Below are 13,654 nucleotides of genomic sequence, written 5' to 3'. Positions count from 1 at the left end.
GCACCTATGCCTACCGCACTGCACAATTCCTGTGCAGGCGTGGCGTTTCGGTATTTCTACCGTCGGGCGCATTTATTGCTGCGTCGCAGCATCAATATCGCATTCGCAATCCAGACGCGTCAGGCCGTCGCAGGATTAATGAGGGTTGCGAAATGGTCGGCGGCGCCAGCTTCGGCGCACCCGGATTGTCATTCCGCCGCCCTCCCCGCTTAATTGCTCAACTACTCGCTTGGGTGGGCGCCGTCGCGCAGGAAGGGCGCGTCTTGAGAAGAGGCTAACCGTCGCCGTCGCTGCCGCGACTTACGTTCTTGAGGTTCCGCGGAAGGCGCCTGGCCACAAAAGACGCCGAACCGATCAGCGTGCCCGGGATACCACCCAAGTAGACACGAGTCGCCCGGAGTGCGTGGCTGGGACGTCGGGCCAAGGTTAGGCGTACGACCTGTCGCCGATGTGTCCGGACCGGACAGAGGGGCGGTGGTGCCTGGGGGCGGATTCGAACCACCGACACGCGGATTTTCAATCCGCTGCTCTACCAACTGAGCTACCCAGGCGAAGGCCGCCGTCGCGGGGAGCCGCGTCTATAGAAGAGGCTCTTTCGGAAGTCCAGCGAGGGCGGAAACTAGGCCTCGTCGTCATCGTCGCGGACCTCTTCGGCGTCTTCCGAGGCCGGGACGACGTAGCCCCCGCTCAGCCACCGGTGGAGGTCAACATCGGCGCACCGTGCGGAACAGAACGGGTTCCTGTCGGCGGTGGCCGGCCGGCCGCAGATCGGGCACTTCGCCGCGCTCATGCCTGGGCCACCTCGATACGCTCGCGCGGCGAGACAGGGTCGGGCGCGATGGTGAATCGGGCGCCGATCTGGTCGGCCAGGAGGACCGCGAGCGGCGCAGCTGCGGCGGCGACCGCAGACGCGCAACTGGCCCTGAGCCGGGCGCCGGGGGCGCTCGCAGCCTCGGCCTGAAGCCTGCGGATCAGGCGTTGGGCCAGGCTCCTGTCACTAAGCCCTCCTTCGTCACGGCAAAGGCGTTCGGCGATCGGCCGGGTCCGACGCGGCAGGGAAAGCTCCATGGTTCCAAAACGCCCGACCGGGCCGATGGAAACACCGGGATTGTCGGGCCCGAAGGCGGCGCGGGCTGCGGCCATCAGGGCCGTCCCGTCGTGCCCGCGGCCCACGAGATCGATCACCACGATGCCGCCAAGCCCCTTCAGGCGCAGAAGTCGCGCGGCCGTGCCGAGCGCCGCAAGATTGGCCTGCCGGGTCACCCGCTTGGCGTCAGGCCCCTTACGCTCCCCCAGGTCGACGTCGATCGCCGTCAGAGCCCGGGTGGGTTCTATGGCCAGGGTCCCGCCCCCCGGCAACGGGTGGAGAACCTCCAGCGCCGCGTCTTCAGCCTCGTCCGCCGCCTCGCGGGCGCGAGGGCCTTCAACGAGCTGCACGCCGGACACCAGCGCCTGAAGCTCAGCGGCGACGTCCGGAGCGGCGGCGACCAGTCGCGGATCGCCCTCTGCGGGTCCGATGACCCGCGCGACCGCAAGCTTGCCACGGCGCGGTTCGCCCCGGATTTCGACCTCGAGCGCCTGGCCCCGCACAGGTCGGGCGTCAGGTCGGAAAGGAAGTATGGCTTCAGCGCCGGATCCGAGGTCGAGGAAGGCCGTCGCCAGCGCGGGCTCGAGGCTAGCCACCCGGCCAACAAGCCGCGCGCCCAGGGTCAGTCGCGGATCGTCGTCGCTCCGCCGTACGATCAGCCGCTCGGGCCGCCCGTCGAGGGTCACGACCCCGCGGATCTCGCCGAGGCCCCGGTCAAGAAAAATGCGCCGATCGCTCATGGCCGCCGGTAACCGAGGCCTGCGAGCAGGTTGGCCGCTTCATAGAGCGGCAGGCCGACAACTCCCGAATAGGATCCCTGCAGGGCGGTCACGAACGCCCCTGCCCGCCCCTGGATAGCGTAGCCGCCCGCCTTGCCGACGCCCTCATCCGAGGCGAGGTAGTCCGTCACGTCCGCCTGGGTCAGCCGCTTGAAATTCACCCGGCTCTCGACCAGTCGCTGGGCGCGCCGGCCGCCTGGCGCGATCACGGCCAGCGCGGTCAATACTCGGTGGGCGCGGCCTGACAACAGTTCCAGGCAATGGCGCACCTCGGCCGCACCTTCCGCCTTGGGAAGCACGCGACGTCCGAGCGCGACGACGGTGTCCGCCGCCAGGACGTAGCTGTCCCCATGACGGACAGCGACGTCGGCGGCCTTCTCGCCAGCCAGGCGCAAAGCCAGCCGCCGCGAGGTTTCATCTTTCAGAGGGGTTTCGTCGACCTCTGCGGCCTCGACCAGATCAGGCTCGAGGCCGATCTGTCGCAGTAGAACCAGCCGACGCGGACTTGCGGAGGCCAGAACCAGGCTTGGCGACAATGGCGGCACCACGGCCGGAGGCGTCTAGCGGACGCGGAAGGTGATGCGGCCCTTGCTCAGGTCGTAGGGCGTCATCTCCACGAGCACCTTGTCGCCGGCCGACACCCGGATGCGGTTCTTGCGCATCTTGCCAGCGGTGTGGGCGATGATTTCGTGGTCGTTCTCAAGTTTCACGCGGAACGTCGCGTTGGGCAGGACTTCACTGACCGTGCCCGGAAACTCCAACAATTCTTCTTTCGCCATGCAGACTCCAACCTGAGGATAAAATGACGGCCCGCGCCTTAGGTGAGGTCGCGAGCCGCAGCAAGCCGCCAATTATAGCGCACCGTGCGGGGCGAGGTCGATGGGCGATGGACCGAGCGAGCCGAAGCGTTCGGCGATCCGGCGCGCCAAGGCGTCGCGCACCTGGCGATAGCCTGCCAACCGCACTTCGCGAGATCCCTCCACCAGCGTCGGATCGCCGACCGGCCAGTACTCGATCTCCGCGGCTCGCCCGCGGGCAAGTTCCATGGCCCGATCGTGGGCCTCGGGCGTGAGCGAGACGACGAGGTCGAACGAGCTGGTCTCCAAGTCTTCAAACGTCTTGGGCCGATGATGGGCCAGGTGGCAGCCCAGCTCCGCCATGACCGCTTCCACGAATGGGTCGACGCCAACGCCCCCGTCCTCGACCGGCTCGTCCTCGCCGCCGGGAAGGCGCACGCCGCAGCTGTCGACGTAAACCCGATCGCCCACCAGGCGCTTCAACAGCACCTCAGCCATCGGCGAGCGGACCCGATTGAGGTTGCAGGCGAACAAGACTGCGCCTGGCGGCGACGATGGATCAGCCGGCATGAACGCTTAACCCCGCCAATGCAGAGCGCAGATGAGTGTGAAGAGCCGCCGGGCGGTATCGAGGTCGGTCTCGACCTTACCCGAGAGGCGCGTCTGGAGGAGTTCCGAGGCCTCGTTGTGCAGGCCGCGGCGCCCCATGTCCAAGGCCTCGATCTGCGCCGGCGTGGAGTTGCGGATCGCCTGATAGTAGCTCTCGCAGATCAGGAAGTAGTCCTTGATCAGGCCACGGAACGGCGAGAGCGACAGGATATGACGCTTCTCGTAGTCGGGCCCGCGCACGTCGAACACAAGTCGGTTCTCAACCAACCCCATGCGCAGGTCATACGGACCCGAGACGGCGCCCTCAGGATGAAAGTGGTTTTCCTCCAGCAGGTCGAAGATCGCGATCTGCCGTTCCTGTTCCTGGTCGCGTGAAACCGCGCCGAGCGACTCTTCGTCGAGCTCAACCTTCTGCAGGCGGTGCATTTGGCGGTCGTCGTCGGCCATGGCGTCCCGGGGCGTCGCTGACGCTTTATGGCATTCCGCCCCCTCACGTCATCCCGCACCTGCGAACATGAGCGCGACCTGAAAAAAAATACCCTCAGCGTGGCGCCGCCGAGACGAAACCGTGGGAGCGGCTAGGCGGCGAGACGAGCTTCGCGGAAGGAGACGAGGCGACCGGCGGCTTCGTCCCACAAGGCGAGCCTTGCGCAGCGGAAGCTCTCCCAAAGCCCGATGCGGCTCACCGGCCTCAGTTCGGGGTGGTCCTTGAGCACGTTCGACAGCCGGTAGAACGGAATCCGGCTCGACAGGTGATGGACGTGATGGATGCCGATGTTCGCGGTGAACCACCGCAACACCGGGGGCAGGTCGTAGTGGGAACTGCCCGCCAGCGCGGCGTGATCGCGTTTCCACTCGCCGTTGCGCGCCCACTGAGCGCCTTCGAACTGATGCTGCACGTAGAACAGCCAGACGCCGATCGTGGCGGCCAGCAGCATCGTGACGACATTCACGATCAGCACGGGCGCCGCGCCGAAAACCCAGACGAGCGCACCCAGGCCTACGAGCACGGCGACGCCGTTTCCGAGCACGCTGACCCAGGGCCGCCAGCCTTGGCGCATCATCCCGATGGGCAGGCGCTGCATGAGGAAGAAGACGAAGGCCGGACCCAGGCCGAACATGACCAGCGGATGGCGATAGAGCCGATAGCCCAGGCGGTGAATCGGCGTCAGGGCGAGATATTCATCGACGGTGAGCATCTCGATCGCGCCAAGGCCGCGGCGGTCCAGGTTTCCCGACGTTGCGTGGTGGATCGCGTGGGTCTGGCGCCAATAGTCGTAAGGCGTCAGCGTGAAGACCCCGATCACCCGGCCGACCCAGTCATTGGCCTGGCGCTGGCCGAAGAACGAGCCATGTCCGCAATCGTGCTGGATCATGAACAGCCTTACCAGGAAGCCGGCTGCCGGGATCGTCAGCAGTAGGGCCGCCCACCACCAGCCATGGGCATGCAGCGCCCAGGCGAGCGCCCAGATCGCCAGCAACGGCACGACGGTGACGACGATCTCGAAGATGCTGCGGCCGGCCTTCGCCTCGCGATAAGGTGCGAGCGTCTTGGACCAGGCTCCGGCTGGGAGGGCGTCGGGGGCCATTCGTAGGCTTTCGCAAGAATCTTCGGGAAGCCGACAATATACTCCGAAGATCAAGGTTTGTTTGCGACCAATTGGTCAGCCTTGCCCCATTCGAATCGCAGCCGAGCGGGCGTGCGCGGGCAGGCCCTCGGCCTCGGCCAGCGCGATCGTCGCCGGCGCAAGGCGCGCGAACGCCGCTTCGTCGCACTTCACGATCGAGGTCCGCTTGAGGAAATCGTACAGCGAAAGTCCCGAGGAGAAGCGAGCCGCCCGGCTGGTCGGCAGAACATGGTTGGACCCTGCGACATAGTCGCCGATGGCCTCGGGCGCATGGCGGCCAAGGAAGATCGCGCCCGCATGGCGCACGCGGTCCGCCAGCCGCTCGGGATCCTCCATGGCGAACTCCACGTGCTCGGGCGCGATCCGATCGACCAGACGCGGGGCCTCATCGAGCGGGGCGATCACCACAGCGCCGTGGTTGCGCCAGGAGGCCGCGGCGTCTTCGCCGGTGGCCAGGGCGGAAAGCTGAGAGGTCACCGCAGCGGCCACCCGGTCTGCGAAGGCCTCGTCGTCGGTGATCAGGATCGCCTGGGCAGCGGGATCGTGCTCGGCCTGGGACAGGAGATCGGCCGCGATCCATTCGGGCCTGTTTGCTGCGTCGGCGACGACGACGATCTCGGAGGGCCCGGCCAGGGCGTCGATGCCGACGGCGCCATAGACCCGTCGCTTGGCCGCCGTCACAAAGGCGTTTCCCGGCCCCACGATCTTGTCGACCGGCCGGATCGGACCGGCGCCGTAGGCGAGCGCGGCGATGGCCTGGGCGCCGCCGACCTTCCAGATCTCGTGCACGCCCGCCGTCTTCGCCGCCGCCAGCACCGCCGGCTGCAGGCGTCCCGGCGGGGTGACCATGGCGATCCGCTCGACGCCGGCCACGACGGCCGGCATGGCGTTCATCAAGACCGTTGAGGGATAGGCCGCCCGCCCGCCCGGCACGTAGATGCCCACGGCCTCGAGCGGCGTCCAGCGCCAGCCCAATTCAACGCCCGCCTCGTCGGTGAAGCGCAGGTCCGCCGGTCGCTGGCGGGCATGGTAGCTGCGGATCCGTTCCGCGGCGAAGGCGATGGCGTCGCGCACCGCTGCGGGACAGGCCGCGGCGCCGGCCTCGATCTCCGCCTCGGTGACCCGGATGGAATGTTCGTCCAGGGCCACCCGGTCGAAGTCCCTGGCGAACCGCAGGAGGGCTTCAAGCCCTTCGGCGCGAACCGCCGCGATGACGTCACGGACGACCGTGTCGACCTCTTCGGGCGTCTCGCGACGCTCGTCCACAAAGGCCGAGAAGGCTGTCTCGAAGTCGGGATCGGTGAAGCGGAATCGTCGCATGGCGCGGGTTTAGCGGCGCCAGCGGCGGAGCGCCATGGCGGCCTTGCCTATTCCTCGTGCGCGGGCGCGCGCGTTGTGGGCCAGGGCTCGGAGACATCAGCCAGCACCGCATCGACGCATTCCACGACCGCCCTAAGGTCGCCGCCGCCCGCACAGCTGATGGTGACGATGCCGCCAGGCGCCTCGCCCGGATCGAACGTCACCGCCAGGACTTCCAGGACCGCGTCGCGGACCCCGCGCCGGATTCTGCGGGCCTGGACGGCCATCACGCCGCCCAACTGGAGCGCAGAACGCACGCGCACGCTGCCGCCGGCTTCCCAGCAGTAGCGGTTGAAGGCGATGGTCAGCAGGCGGGATTTCGCCTCATAGGTGATGTCTCCGACCTTGGCGACCGCGTCCTGCATCGCCGCCGATATCACGCCAAGATCTTCGGCGTCCTGGGCCAGCAGGCGAAGCGGCGCGGTCTTGCCCATGACCTCAATCCTCGTCGCCCTCGCCGTCGCCCTTAATGCGGCGGATCTGAGCCCCGCAGGCGCCGAGTTTCTCTTCCAGCCGCTCGAACCCGCGATCGAGATGATAGACGCGGTTGACCATTGTCTCACCCTGCGCCGCGAGCCCCGCGATCACCAGGCTCACAGAGGCCCGGAGGTCCGTCGCCATCACCTGGGCGCCTTCCAGCGAGGCCACCCCGCGGATGTGCGCCTCGCCCCCCTGGACGGAGATGTCGGCTCCCAGCCGCGCCAGTTCGGGCGCGTGCATGAAGCGGTTCTCGAAGATCGTCTCCTTGATGACACTTTCGCCGTCGGCCAGGGTCATCAGGGCCATGAACTGCGCCTGCAGGTCTGTTGCAAAGCCCGGGTAGACCCCGGTCTCGACTTCAACGGCCTTCAAGAGCGCTCCGTTTCGCCTCACCGTCAGCCCGTCATTGTGCGGCGTCACCTCGACGCCGGCTTCGACCATCTTGTCGATCAGCGCCTGGATGAAGTCGCTGCGCGTGCGGGTCAGACGCACCTCGCCGCCGGCCATGGCCGCGGCCACGGCATAGGTGCCGGTCTCGATCCGGTCAGGCATCACCGCGTGGGTCGCCCCGTGCAGCCGGCTGACGCCCTGGATCGTGATTGTCGAGCTTCCGGCTCCGCTGACCTTGGCGCCCATCTTGTTCAGGCATTCGGCCAGATCGTTCATCTCCGGTTCGCAGGCGGCCTGAGTGATCACCGTCTCGCCCTGCGCCAGCACGGCCGCCAGCATCGCGTGCTCGGTGGCGCCGACCGAGGCGAACGGAAACTCGATCACCCCGCCCTTCAGGCCACGGGGCGCCTGTGCGTAGACATAGCCTTCGTGCAGGTCGATCCGCGCGCCCAGCGCCTCCAGCGCCTTCAGATGCAGATCGACCGGCCGTGCCCCGATCGTGCAGCCGCCGGGCAGAGAAACCTTGGCCTGACCGGTCCGCGCCAGGAGAGGCCCCAACACGTTGAACGAGGCGCGCATCTGCCGGACGAGGTCGTAGGGCGCGATTGCGCTGACGATCTCCTTGGTCCGCAAAAGGGTCTCAGGCCCGTCCTCGCCCTCCGACTCGACGACCTCGGTCCCCAGGCGCTGCAGGAGCTTCCCCAGGAAACGGGTGTCTGCGAGCCTGGGCATGTTCGTGAGCCGCAGCGACTCTTCCGTGAGCAGGCTCGCCGCCATCAGCTTGATGGCCGAGTTCTTGGCGCCGCTGATCGGGATCTCGCCCTGCAGCCGCGCGCCGCCGGTGATGGCGATGCGGTCCAATCCAAATCCTTCGAAACTACCGCGCCTTCTCGGACATCGTTCGGGGGCGGCCAGAGCCGCGATATCTAGCGTGCGCCGCGGCGCTGCGCAAAGGGACGCTCAGTCCGCGTCCCCGGTTTTCGGCTGGGCCTCAGCCTTCGCCGGCCCGCGCTCACCGGCCTTTCGCCGCCGCAGGTTTGCCCTGAGCGCCTGGGCGAGCTTCGCCTCGCGCTCGGACACAGGGTCTTTCGGCGGTTTTTCGGGCGGCGGCATGGCCTATGGGGTGCGGCGCTTTAGTCCAGCCCGTCAAGATCGTCGGCGCGGATTGGGGCTTCACGCGGCGCGCGCCGTTGGCTATAGCCGCGCCTCGCCAATCGCCGCGATAGCTCAGTGGTAGAGCGCATCCTTGGTAAGGCTGAGGTCCAGGGTTCGAATCCCTGTCGTGGCACCATGGTTCCTCCAACGAAATCAAATCGTTGGAGGAACCACCAGTCCTCCATAAAATCTTCCCGTAAGCACCGCGTAAGCAGATTGCTCCGCTGGGCGCCGAGAGGAAGTCCGCGCGGATGGCGTCCGCGGGACTCGAATTCCTCTGAATTCAGGGTCGCTTTGGCGCTCTCAACGAGCGCTGCCCAACGATTCTCCCCGCAACCCCGCCCGGAACATGGCCGCGACCGATAGCCTCGCGTCGATCGGAGCGACACGAGAGGGTTGATCGCTTTCCTGGCCCATTTCTGCGAGCTGTCGGATAACTGGAGCCGCGCGGACGAGGCGAGGTGGCGGGCGAATACGAGCGTCAGCTCACGATAGCAGCCGGCTTGGCGATGCTTGCCAGGCGCCTCGACTTCAAACAGCTGGAGCTGGAGGTCAGCCGTGGGCCCGGGCAATTGAGCGATACGCTGGACGTGATCTTTCCCGACTGGACGAGGAGCGCCCGTGAGGGCCTCGAACGGTCGCTGCGCCATAGAATCCTTGAAAAGGCGCCAGCCGCGGACCCCCGCCTAACCTGATGAGCGAGGTGCGCGGTCTTGGGATCCGGACGCGGAGCGCCATCCAGTCATCGAGGCAAATCCCATGCGATCAGTCGCGCTTGACTGTGCGCGCCTTCCCCGCCTGATTTCGCGCCAGGATTTTCACGCGCAGCTCTTCGAACAGCGGCTGGGGCAGCATTCCATAGGCGTATTCGCCCTGGCGCCCGGGAATCTGGCGAAGGTCATAGCCCGGCCACACAAAGCGGTTGAGTTCGTCGAGCTTCAGCCAATGGCGCGCACCATCCAGCTTCAGGGCTTTTGACACCGCGGAGGGGAGCTCCATCGCCGCCGCAGGGTCATCCGGCTCAAGGTGGGTGATCGCCGCGACGAGGGTGCGGACCTCTCCCTCGACCTGCTTCTGCGCGACAACGATCGCGCACGGCCGATCCTTCGAGCCTTCGTCGGCGCCCGCGTCGGCTTCATGCGACCAAAGGAAACTGTAGCGGATGACCAAGCCCGGCTTCGGCGCCGGGAATGTCATGTCGGTTCGCGGCCGTACTCAGCGGCGCCGATGTCGGCCAGGGTTTCATCGTCCAATTCGCCCACGCGAAGCACCTCGCGCTCCCGTGCCTTGAGGCGCCGATAGTGCGCGAGCTCCGAGGCGGACAGATAGCCGCCGACAACACGCTCGTGGCTCGTCACGACGATGACCTTGTTGGCGATCGCCTCTTCGCGGTAACGGGTGAAGTGCCGCGCGAACTCGGTCGCGTTCACCGTGGAAGCGTCGCTCATCTTGCAATCCTCTCGCGCTCGCAAAATGCGAGTTTTACGCAATTTGTCAAGTGAATGTTTGTCGACGGCGGCCCACGCGAAGGACAATCGCGACGCGCGCGTCAAAGCGCTCCTTTGCGCCAATGACATTCCGTCAGCGGCCGGGGTCCTCGTCGATTGGTTGCAGGATCCCCGCTATCGGGCAGACGCGCTGATGCAGCTTTCCCACTCCGCAAAGTCCGCGCGCGGTTCCCTCGATGCCCGCGTCGCCGACCGCTTCGATCGAGTGCGGGACGATCCGATGGTTCAGCCGGCCGTTGCCAAAGTCGGGCGCACAGAGACCATCTCGCTCTTCGCTGGCGCCTGGAGGACTTTCAATAGCCCAGCACGCTGTCGGGCGTCTGAACCGCGCTCGCTTGCTGCGTCAGGGCGAGAAACCGCCCCTCGGTCCGCGTCATGCGGCAAGCCGAAGCGGCTGTCAGCTTCGGTCAGCCGACCTGGTCGAAGGCGGAACCGCCGGGCTTGCCAGGTCGAGACCGATCGCCTGACCGAATGGCGTCGTGTCCAGGCGCACGCGCGCAAAGCCGGCCGCGCCGTGCCAGCGCAAGGCCACCGACTTGCCGCCGCTCAATCCCTCGCCACGAAGGCCTCGAACCGGTCCTTCCAGTCGGGGTGCCAGCGCGACAGCGCCGGGCGGTTCTCGACAAGGTCGCCCATCGCCCACGCCATCCGCTTCTCGTCCGCCGCGCGGGTCACGTCGTTGTCCGGGCAAAGGATGTAGAAGTCGTCCTTCGCCAGGCTGGCCAGCATGAACTCGACCACCTCTTCCGGCGTCCAGGCCGCCGGCGGCTTCTCCGGCATCCGGGCCGTCATCATGCCGGTGTAGGTAAAGCCAGGCACCAGCAGGTGGGCGCTGACCCGGCAGTCGGGGGTGTTGCGCAGTTCGTGCTGCAGGCCCTCGGTGTAGCTCTTCAGGGCCGCCTTGGAGACGTTGTAGGCCAGATTTCCAGGCGGGGTGGTGATCCCCTGTTTCGAGCCCGTGACGATGACGTAGGCAGGCCGTTGCGCCTCGACCATGGCCGGGACGAAGGCATGCGCGCCCTGGATCGCGCCCCACATGTTCACGTTCATCAGGGTCTTCCAGGCCTCGAGGTTCCTCCACGCTCCGCCGGGGTTGAGGGCGATGCCGGCGTTGAGCATCAGCACGCCGACGTGGCCGAATTCCCCGAGTGCCTTGTCGCGCAGCCGCTCCAGATCACCAGGCTTGGCCACATCGGTCGGCACCGCCGCCACCCGGCCGCCAACGTCGCGGAGGGCCGTCTCGGCGGCGCGCAGCTTCTCGCCGGAGAGGTCAGCGATCACCACCGGCAACCCCATGGCGGCGAAGCGGCGGGCGGCGGCCAGCCCGATGCCGCTGGCGCCGCCGGTGATCACCGCCGCGCCGCCGTCGGCCAGGGGTGGGAGATGAGCATGGGCTTCGGTCATGTGGAGACTCCTCGGGGCGCGGTTGGGAGCAAATTACCCGGTGCCGGGCGGGGACCTGGCGGCGCTGCAGGCCAAGGCGCAGGCGCGCGGCGAGCGCTATCGGTGCATCCCGAAAATAGAGCCAAACCGACGGCATCTCGCCAAAAACTACGGGCCGGTGGCTTAGACGGTCGGAATTATGGAGTTGCCAGCCCCCCTTTGCCCTAGCCCGCCACGGTCCGCTTTCCGCCACGTCGGAACCGCCTCTAACGGATCCGGGCATCGTGGGGGAGTTGGGGGCGGCAGCCATGGACCGCCGCCCCGACTTCTCTACTTGCCGTAGTCGACGCTGGTCCACAGCTCTTCACGCACGATCGTCCGGTACTTCGCCCGCACTTCCTGCTCGGCGGCCGATGCGGCCTTCGGGATGGCCTTTTCCGCCTCGGCCTGCATCGCCATGTCCCGGGACTTCTCGGGGTCGAGGGCGGCCATGGAAAGGTAATGGATGCCCAGCATGACATTCGGCCCGGTGGTGGCGGGGTTGGCGAGGACCTGGACGACATACTGGTCCACCAGCCCGTGCTTCTTGGCTCGCTCCTGCTCCGGAACCCAAGTCTTCTTCAGCGCCACGAGATAGTCGTCGATCCTGCTGGAGTCCACGTGGACGTAGGTCTTGTCCCAGACACCCTTCGCCGGCGTGTAATCCACCCAAGGGTCAGCCTGCGCCGCACAGGAAAAGGATAGAAAAATTCCGCCAGAAAGTAAGGCATAAGCTAGCGATTTCATTTTGGCCCCCGACTTCAAGAGGATTTCAATACAGAAAGAACCGATCGTCCATCTGCGTAATCCAAAGACAAAGGGAGCTTTTATGCTTTGGCTGTCAAGTTCGCCTCCGACCCCTTCTGAGCGCGGGGCCGGGGTCCTGGCGGGAGCGCAGCACATGCGGTGGCGCGGGGACCGCCGCAACTTGGGAGACGCGCCTCGTCGCGTCGCATTCGGCCGCCAAGCGCCTGGACGCCTCTGCGGCCCGGCACAAAGTTCCGCTCACACCCCGTGCGGCTGTCCGGAGCGTCCGGTCTCGGGCAGCGACCTAACGGGCGCTCGCGACCCCACTGCGGACGTTCATTCCCCGGTGGAGACACGCCGAATTACCCGCGCTAGAGGTCCGAAATGCAGGAGCGCTTCAAGCAGCAGCACGTCGAAGCTTGGCAACGCGACGGGGGCGTGTTGATCCCCGAGTTCTTCACGCCGGAGGAGGTCGCCGCCGTCGTCGCAGACTTCGAGGTGGTGTTCGCGGGGGCGGTGGGTGCGGACGGTCCAATGGTCCGAACTCGCGAAGGCGAGATCGGCAGCTTCAACAGCGCGCAGTTCAAGACGTTTGAAGCGGTCCCGTTCAACTGCTCGCCCGCCCTGAACCTGATCGGCGTCCATCCCGCGTTGATGGCGTTCGCCCGCGCCGCGCTCCAGACTGACGACCTGCACCTCTACCAGTGCCAGGCGTGGGCGAAGTTCACGGGAGTGGCCGACTATGAGCAGCCGTTTCACTGCGACTACGCCAACCACACGCTGGTGGCGCCGTCAGAGGACGCGAGCGGAAACGCCGTGACAGTGATGGCCTACTTCACTGACGTGAGCGAGGCGCACGGTCCGATGCACTACGTGGCGAAGCCGGATAGCGACAGGATCGCTGGCCCGGAGGCGACGCTGGGTGACCCCAGAGCCCAGGCGCGCCTACACGAGCGTCTAGCGCCCTATGCCCGGTCAACCGCTGCGCCTGCCGGAAGCATCTTTCCTTACGGGATCGATCTCTTCCATCGAGGCACAAATCTCACTGCGCCCCACGGGCGCCGGTTTGCCGTGACTGCCTGCTTCAAGCGACGCGGCGACGACACCATCGGCTACCATGCTTGGCCGTTTCACCACCTCAAGCCCTGGGCTCGGATTTTCGATCACGCCTCACCGGAGCAGTTGGCCTGCTTCGGCGTCCATCCGCCGGGCCACCCATTCTGGACTGAGACGACGCTCGCCAGAGCGCAAGCCAGATATCCAAACTGGGACCTGCGCCCTTATCAGAAGGCGTGAGTACAGGGCGCGGTGGTCCGCAACCCACCCAACTCTGACATTGCGAATTGTCTGCCTTTGGGTCGCCTGAATGTCCGCTTCTCTATCGCGGCATGGGTCAACCCCTTCGGTGTTGTCGCATCTCGATCCCCTTCTGGGTTTTGTTCCGGTCCGGCGCGGTGTGCCGCACGGGGCTCGTGCTTCTCTTCGAGGTCGGCGCACAGCCGCCTCATGATGGGATCAGAGGGAGGGTGGAACTATCTTGCTGGCGTCCTCGTCGTCGCAGACGGCGGAGACTGCGGACGTTGCGAACTCACCCTTCCATCGTCCCCGAGGGAACACCTTCCCGCCGAGGCGGAACGCGTGAATCTTTGATTGCGGGGCGCTGGCCTTAGGCGCTCAGCGCCGCCGGCGCCGG

The 13,654-nt window shown here is 66.7% G+C and carries 16 protein-coding genes and 2 tRNA genes; 3 read left to right on the top strand and 15 right to left on the bottom strand.

The window, feature by feature from the left end:
• On the top strand, positions 1 to 278 hold a 278-nt coding region (locus VGI62_RS03440), incomplete at its 5' end, for a hypothetical protein (RefSeq protein WP_331502993.1).
• Positions 279 to 475: 197 nt separating this feature from the next.
• Here VGI62_RS03440 and VGI62_RS03435 read toward each other — a convergent pair.
• From VGI62_RS03435 to murA, 11 genes are all read right to left on the bottom strand, one after another.
• A tRNA-Phe gene (locus VGI62_RS03435) sits at positions 476 to 551 on the bottom strand.
• A 68-nt stretch (positions 552 to 619) separates the two neighbouring features.
• Positions 620 to 790 (bottom strand): DNA gyrase inhibitor YacG, encoded by a 171-nt coding sequence (gene yacG / locus VGI62_RS03430; RefSeq protein ID WP_331502992.1) that lies wholly within the window; start codon positions 788 to 790, stop codon positions 620 to 622.
• Entirely contained in the window at positions 787 to 1,827 is a 1,041-nt protein-coding gene (locus tag VGI62_RS03425) for a ribonuclease E/G (RefSeq protein WP_331502991.1), read from the bottom strand. Before VGI62_RS03425 ends, yacG begins: the two co-directional genes overlap by 4 nt.
• Positions 1,824 to 2,414, bottom strand: coding sequence for a Maf family protein (locus VGI62_RS03420; RefSeq protein ID WP_331502990.1), 591 nt, complete (start codon positions 2,412 to 2,414; stop codon positions 1,824 to 1,826). The genes VGI62_RS03425 and VGI62_RS03420 overlap by 4 nt, the downstream gene beginning before the upstream one ends.
• Before the next feature lie 12 nt (positions 2,415 to 2,426).
• Complete coding sequence (gene infA, locus VGI62_RS03415) at positions 2,427 to 2,645, bottom strand: translation initiation factor IF-1 (protein WP_215341158.1); 219 nt, start codon at positions 2,643 to 2,645, stop codon at positions 2,427 to 2,429.
• Positions 2,646 to 2,717: 72 nt separating this feature from the next.
• Complete coding sequence (locus VGI62_RS03410) at positions 2,718 to 3,233, bottom strand: low molecular weight phosphatase family protein (protein WP_331502989.1); 516 nt, start codon at positions 3,231 to 3,233, stop codon at positions 2,718 to 2,720.
• A gap of 6 nt (positions 3,234 to 3,239) precedes the next feature.
• Positions 3,240 to 3,719, bottom strand: coding sequence for a UPF0262 family protein (locus VGI62_RS03405; protein WP_331502988.1), 480 nt, complete (start codon positions 3,717 to 3,719; stop codon positions 3,240 to 3,242).
• A 131-nt stretch (positions 3,720 to 3,850) separates the two neighbouring features.
• On the bottom strand, positions 3,851 to 4,861 hold the full coding sequence (locus VGI62_RS03400; RefSeq protein WP_331502987.1) for a fatty acid desaturase: 1,011 nt from the start codon (positions 4,859 to 4,861) through the stop codon (positions 3,851 to 3,853).
• 75 nt (positions 4,862 to 4,936) lie between these two features.
• Positions 4,937 to 6,220 (bottom strand): histidinol dehydrogenase, encoded by a 1,284-nt coding sequence (hisD, locus tag VGI62_RS03395; RefSeq protein ID WP_331502986.1) that lies wholly within the window; start codon positions 6,218 to 6,220, stop codon positions 4,937 to 4,939.
• 47 nt (positions 6,221 to 6,267) lie between these two features.
• A complete protein-coding gene (locus tag VGI62_RS03390) occupies positions 6,268 to 6,693 on the bottom strand; it encodes a DUF2948 family protein (protein WP_331502985.1) in 426 nt (141 codons plus the stop codon).
• 4 nt (positions 6,694 to 6,697) lie between these two features.
• A complete protein-coding gene (gene murA, locus VGI62_RS03385; RefSeq protein WP_331502984.1) occupies positions 6,698 to 7,990 on the bottom strand; it encodes a UDP-N-acetylglucosamine 1-carboxyvinyltransferase in 1,293 nt (430 codons plus the stop codon).
• Positions 7,991 to 8,345: 355 nt separating this feature from the next.
• Between murA and VGI62_RS03380 the strand changes: the two genes are divergently transcribed.
• Positions 8,346 to 8,420, top strand: a tRNA-Thr gene (locus VGI62_RS03380).
• Positions 8,421 to 9,049: 629 nt separating this feature from the next.
• Here the strand turns inward: VGI62_RS03380 and VGI62_RS03375 are convergent.
• The 4 genes from VGI62_RS03375 to VGI62_RS03360 form a co-directional block, all read right to left on the bottom strand.
• Positions 9,050 to 9,481, bottom strand: coding sequence for a growth inhibitor PemK (locus VGI62_RS03375; RefSeq protein WP_331502983.1), 432 nt, complete (start codon positions 9,479 to 9,481; stop codon positions 9,050 to 9,052).
• On the bottom strand, positions 9,478 to 9,732 hold the full coding sequence (locus VGI62_RS03370; RefSeq protein WP_331502982.1) for a hypothetical protein: 255 nt from the start codon (positions 9,730 to 9,732) through the stop codon (positions 9,478 to 9,480). The genes VGI62_RS03375 and VGI62_RS03370 overlap by 4 nt, the downstream gene beginning before the upstream one ends.
• Positions 9,733 to 10,338: 606 nt before the next feature.
• Complete coding sequence (locus tag VGI62_RS03365; RefSeq protein ID WP_331502981.1) at positions 10,339 to 11,196, bottom strand: SDR family NAD(P)-dependent oxidoreductase; 858 nt, start codon at positions 11,194 to 11,196, stop codon at positions 10,339 to 10,341.
• A gap of 309 nt (positions 11,197 to 11,505) precedes the next feature.
• Positions 11,506 to 11,883: a hypothetical protein gene (locus VGI62_RS03360; RefSeq protein ID WP_331502980.1), complete on the bottom strand. Its 378-nt coding sequence runs from the start codon at positions 11,881 to 11,883 to the stop codon at positions 11,506 to 11,508.
• A gap of 462 nt (positions 11,884 to 12,345) precedes the next feature.
• Between VGI62_RS03360 and VGI62_RS03355 the strand changes: the two genes are divergently transcribed.
• Complete coding sequence (locus VGI62_RS03355) at positions 12,346 to 13,257, top strand: phytanoyl-CoA dioxygenase family protein (protein WP_331502979.1); 912 nt, start codon at positions 12,346 to 12,348, stop codon at positions 13,255 to 13,257.
• Positions 13,258 to 13,654: the final 397 nt, after the last annotated feature.

The sequence above is a fragment of the Phenylobacterium sp. genome (genome assembly GCF_036495085.1).
In the GTDB taxonomy this organism is placed as follows: Bacteria; Pseudomonadota; Alphaproteobacteria; order Caulobacterales; family Caulobacteraceae; genus Phenylobacterium.
Note: the sequence above shows the minus strand (reverse complement) of the source record. Positions and strands in the feature narration are given on the sequence as shown.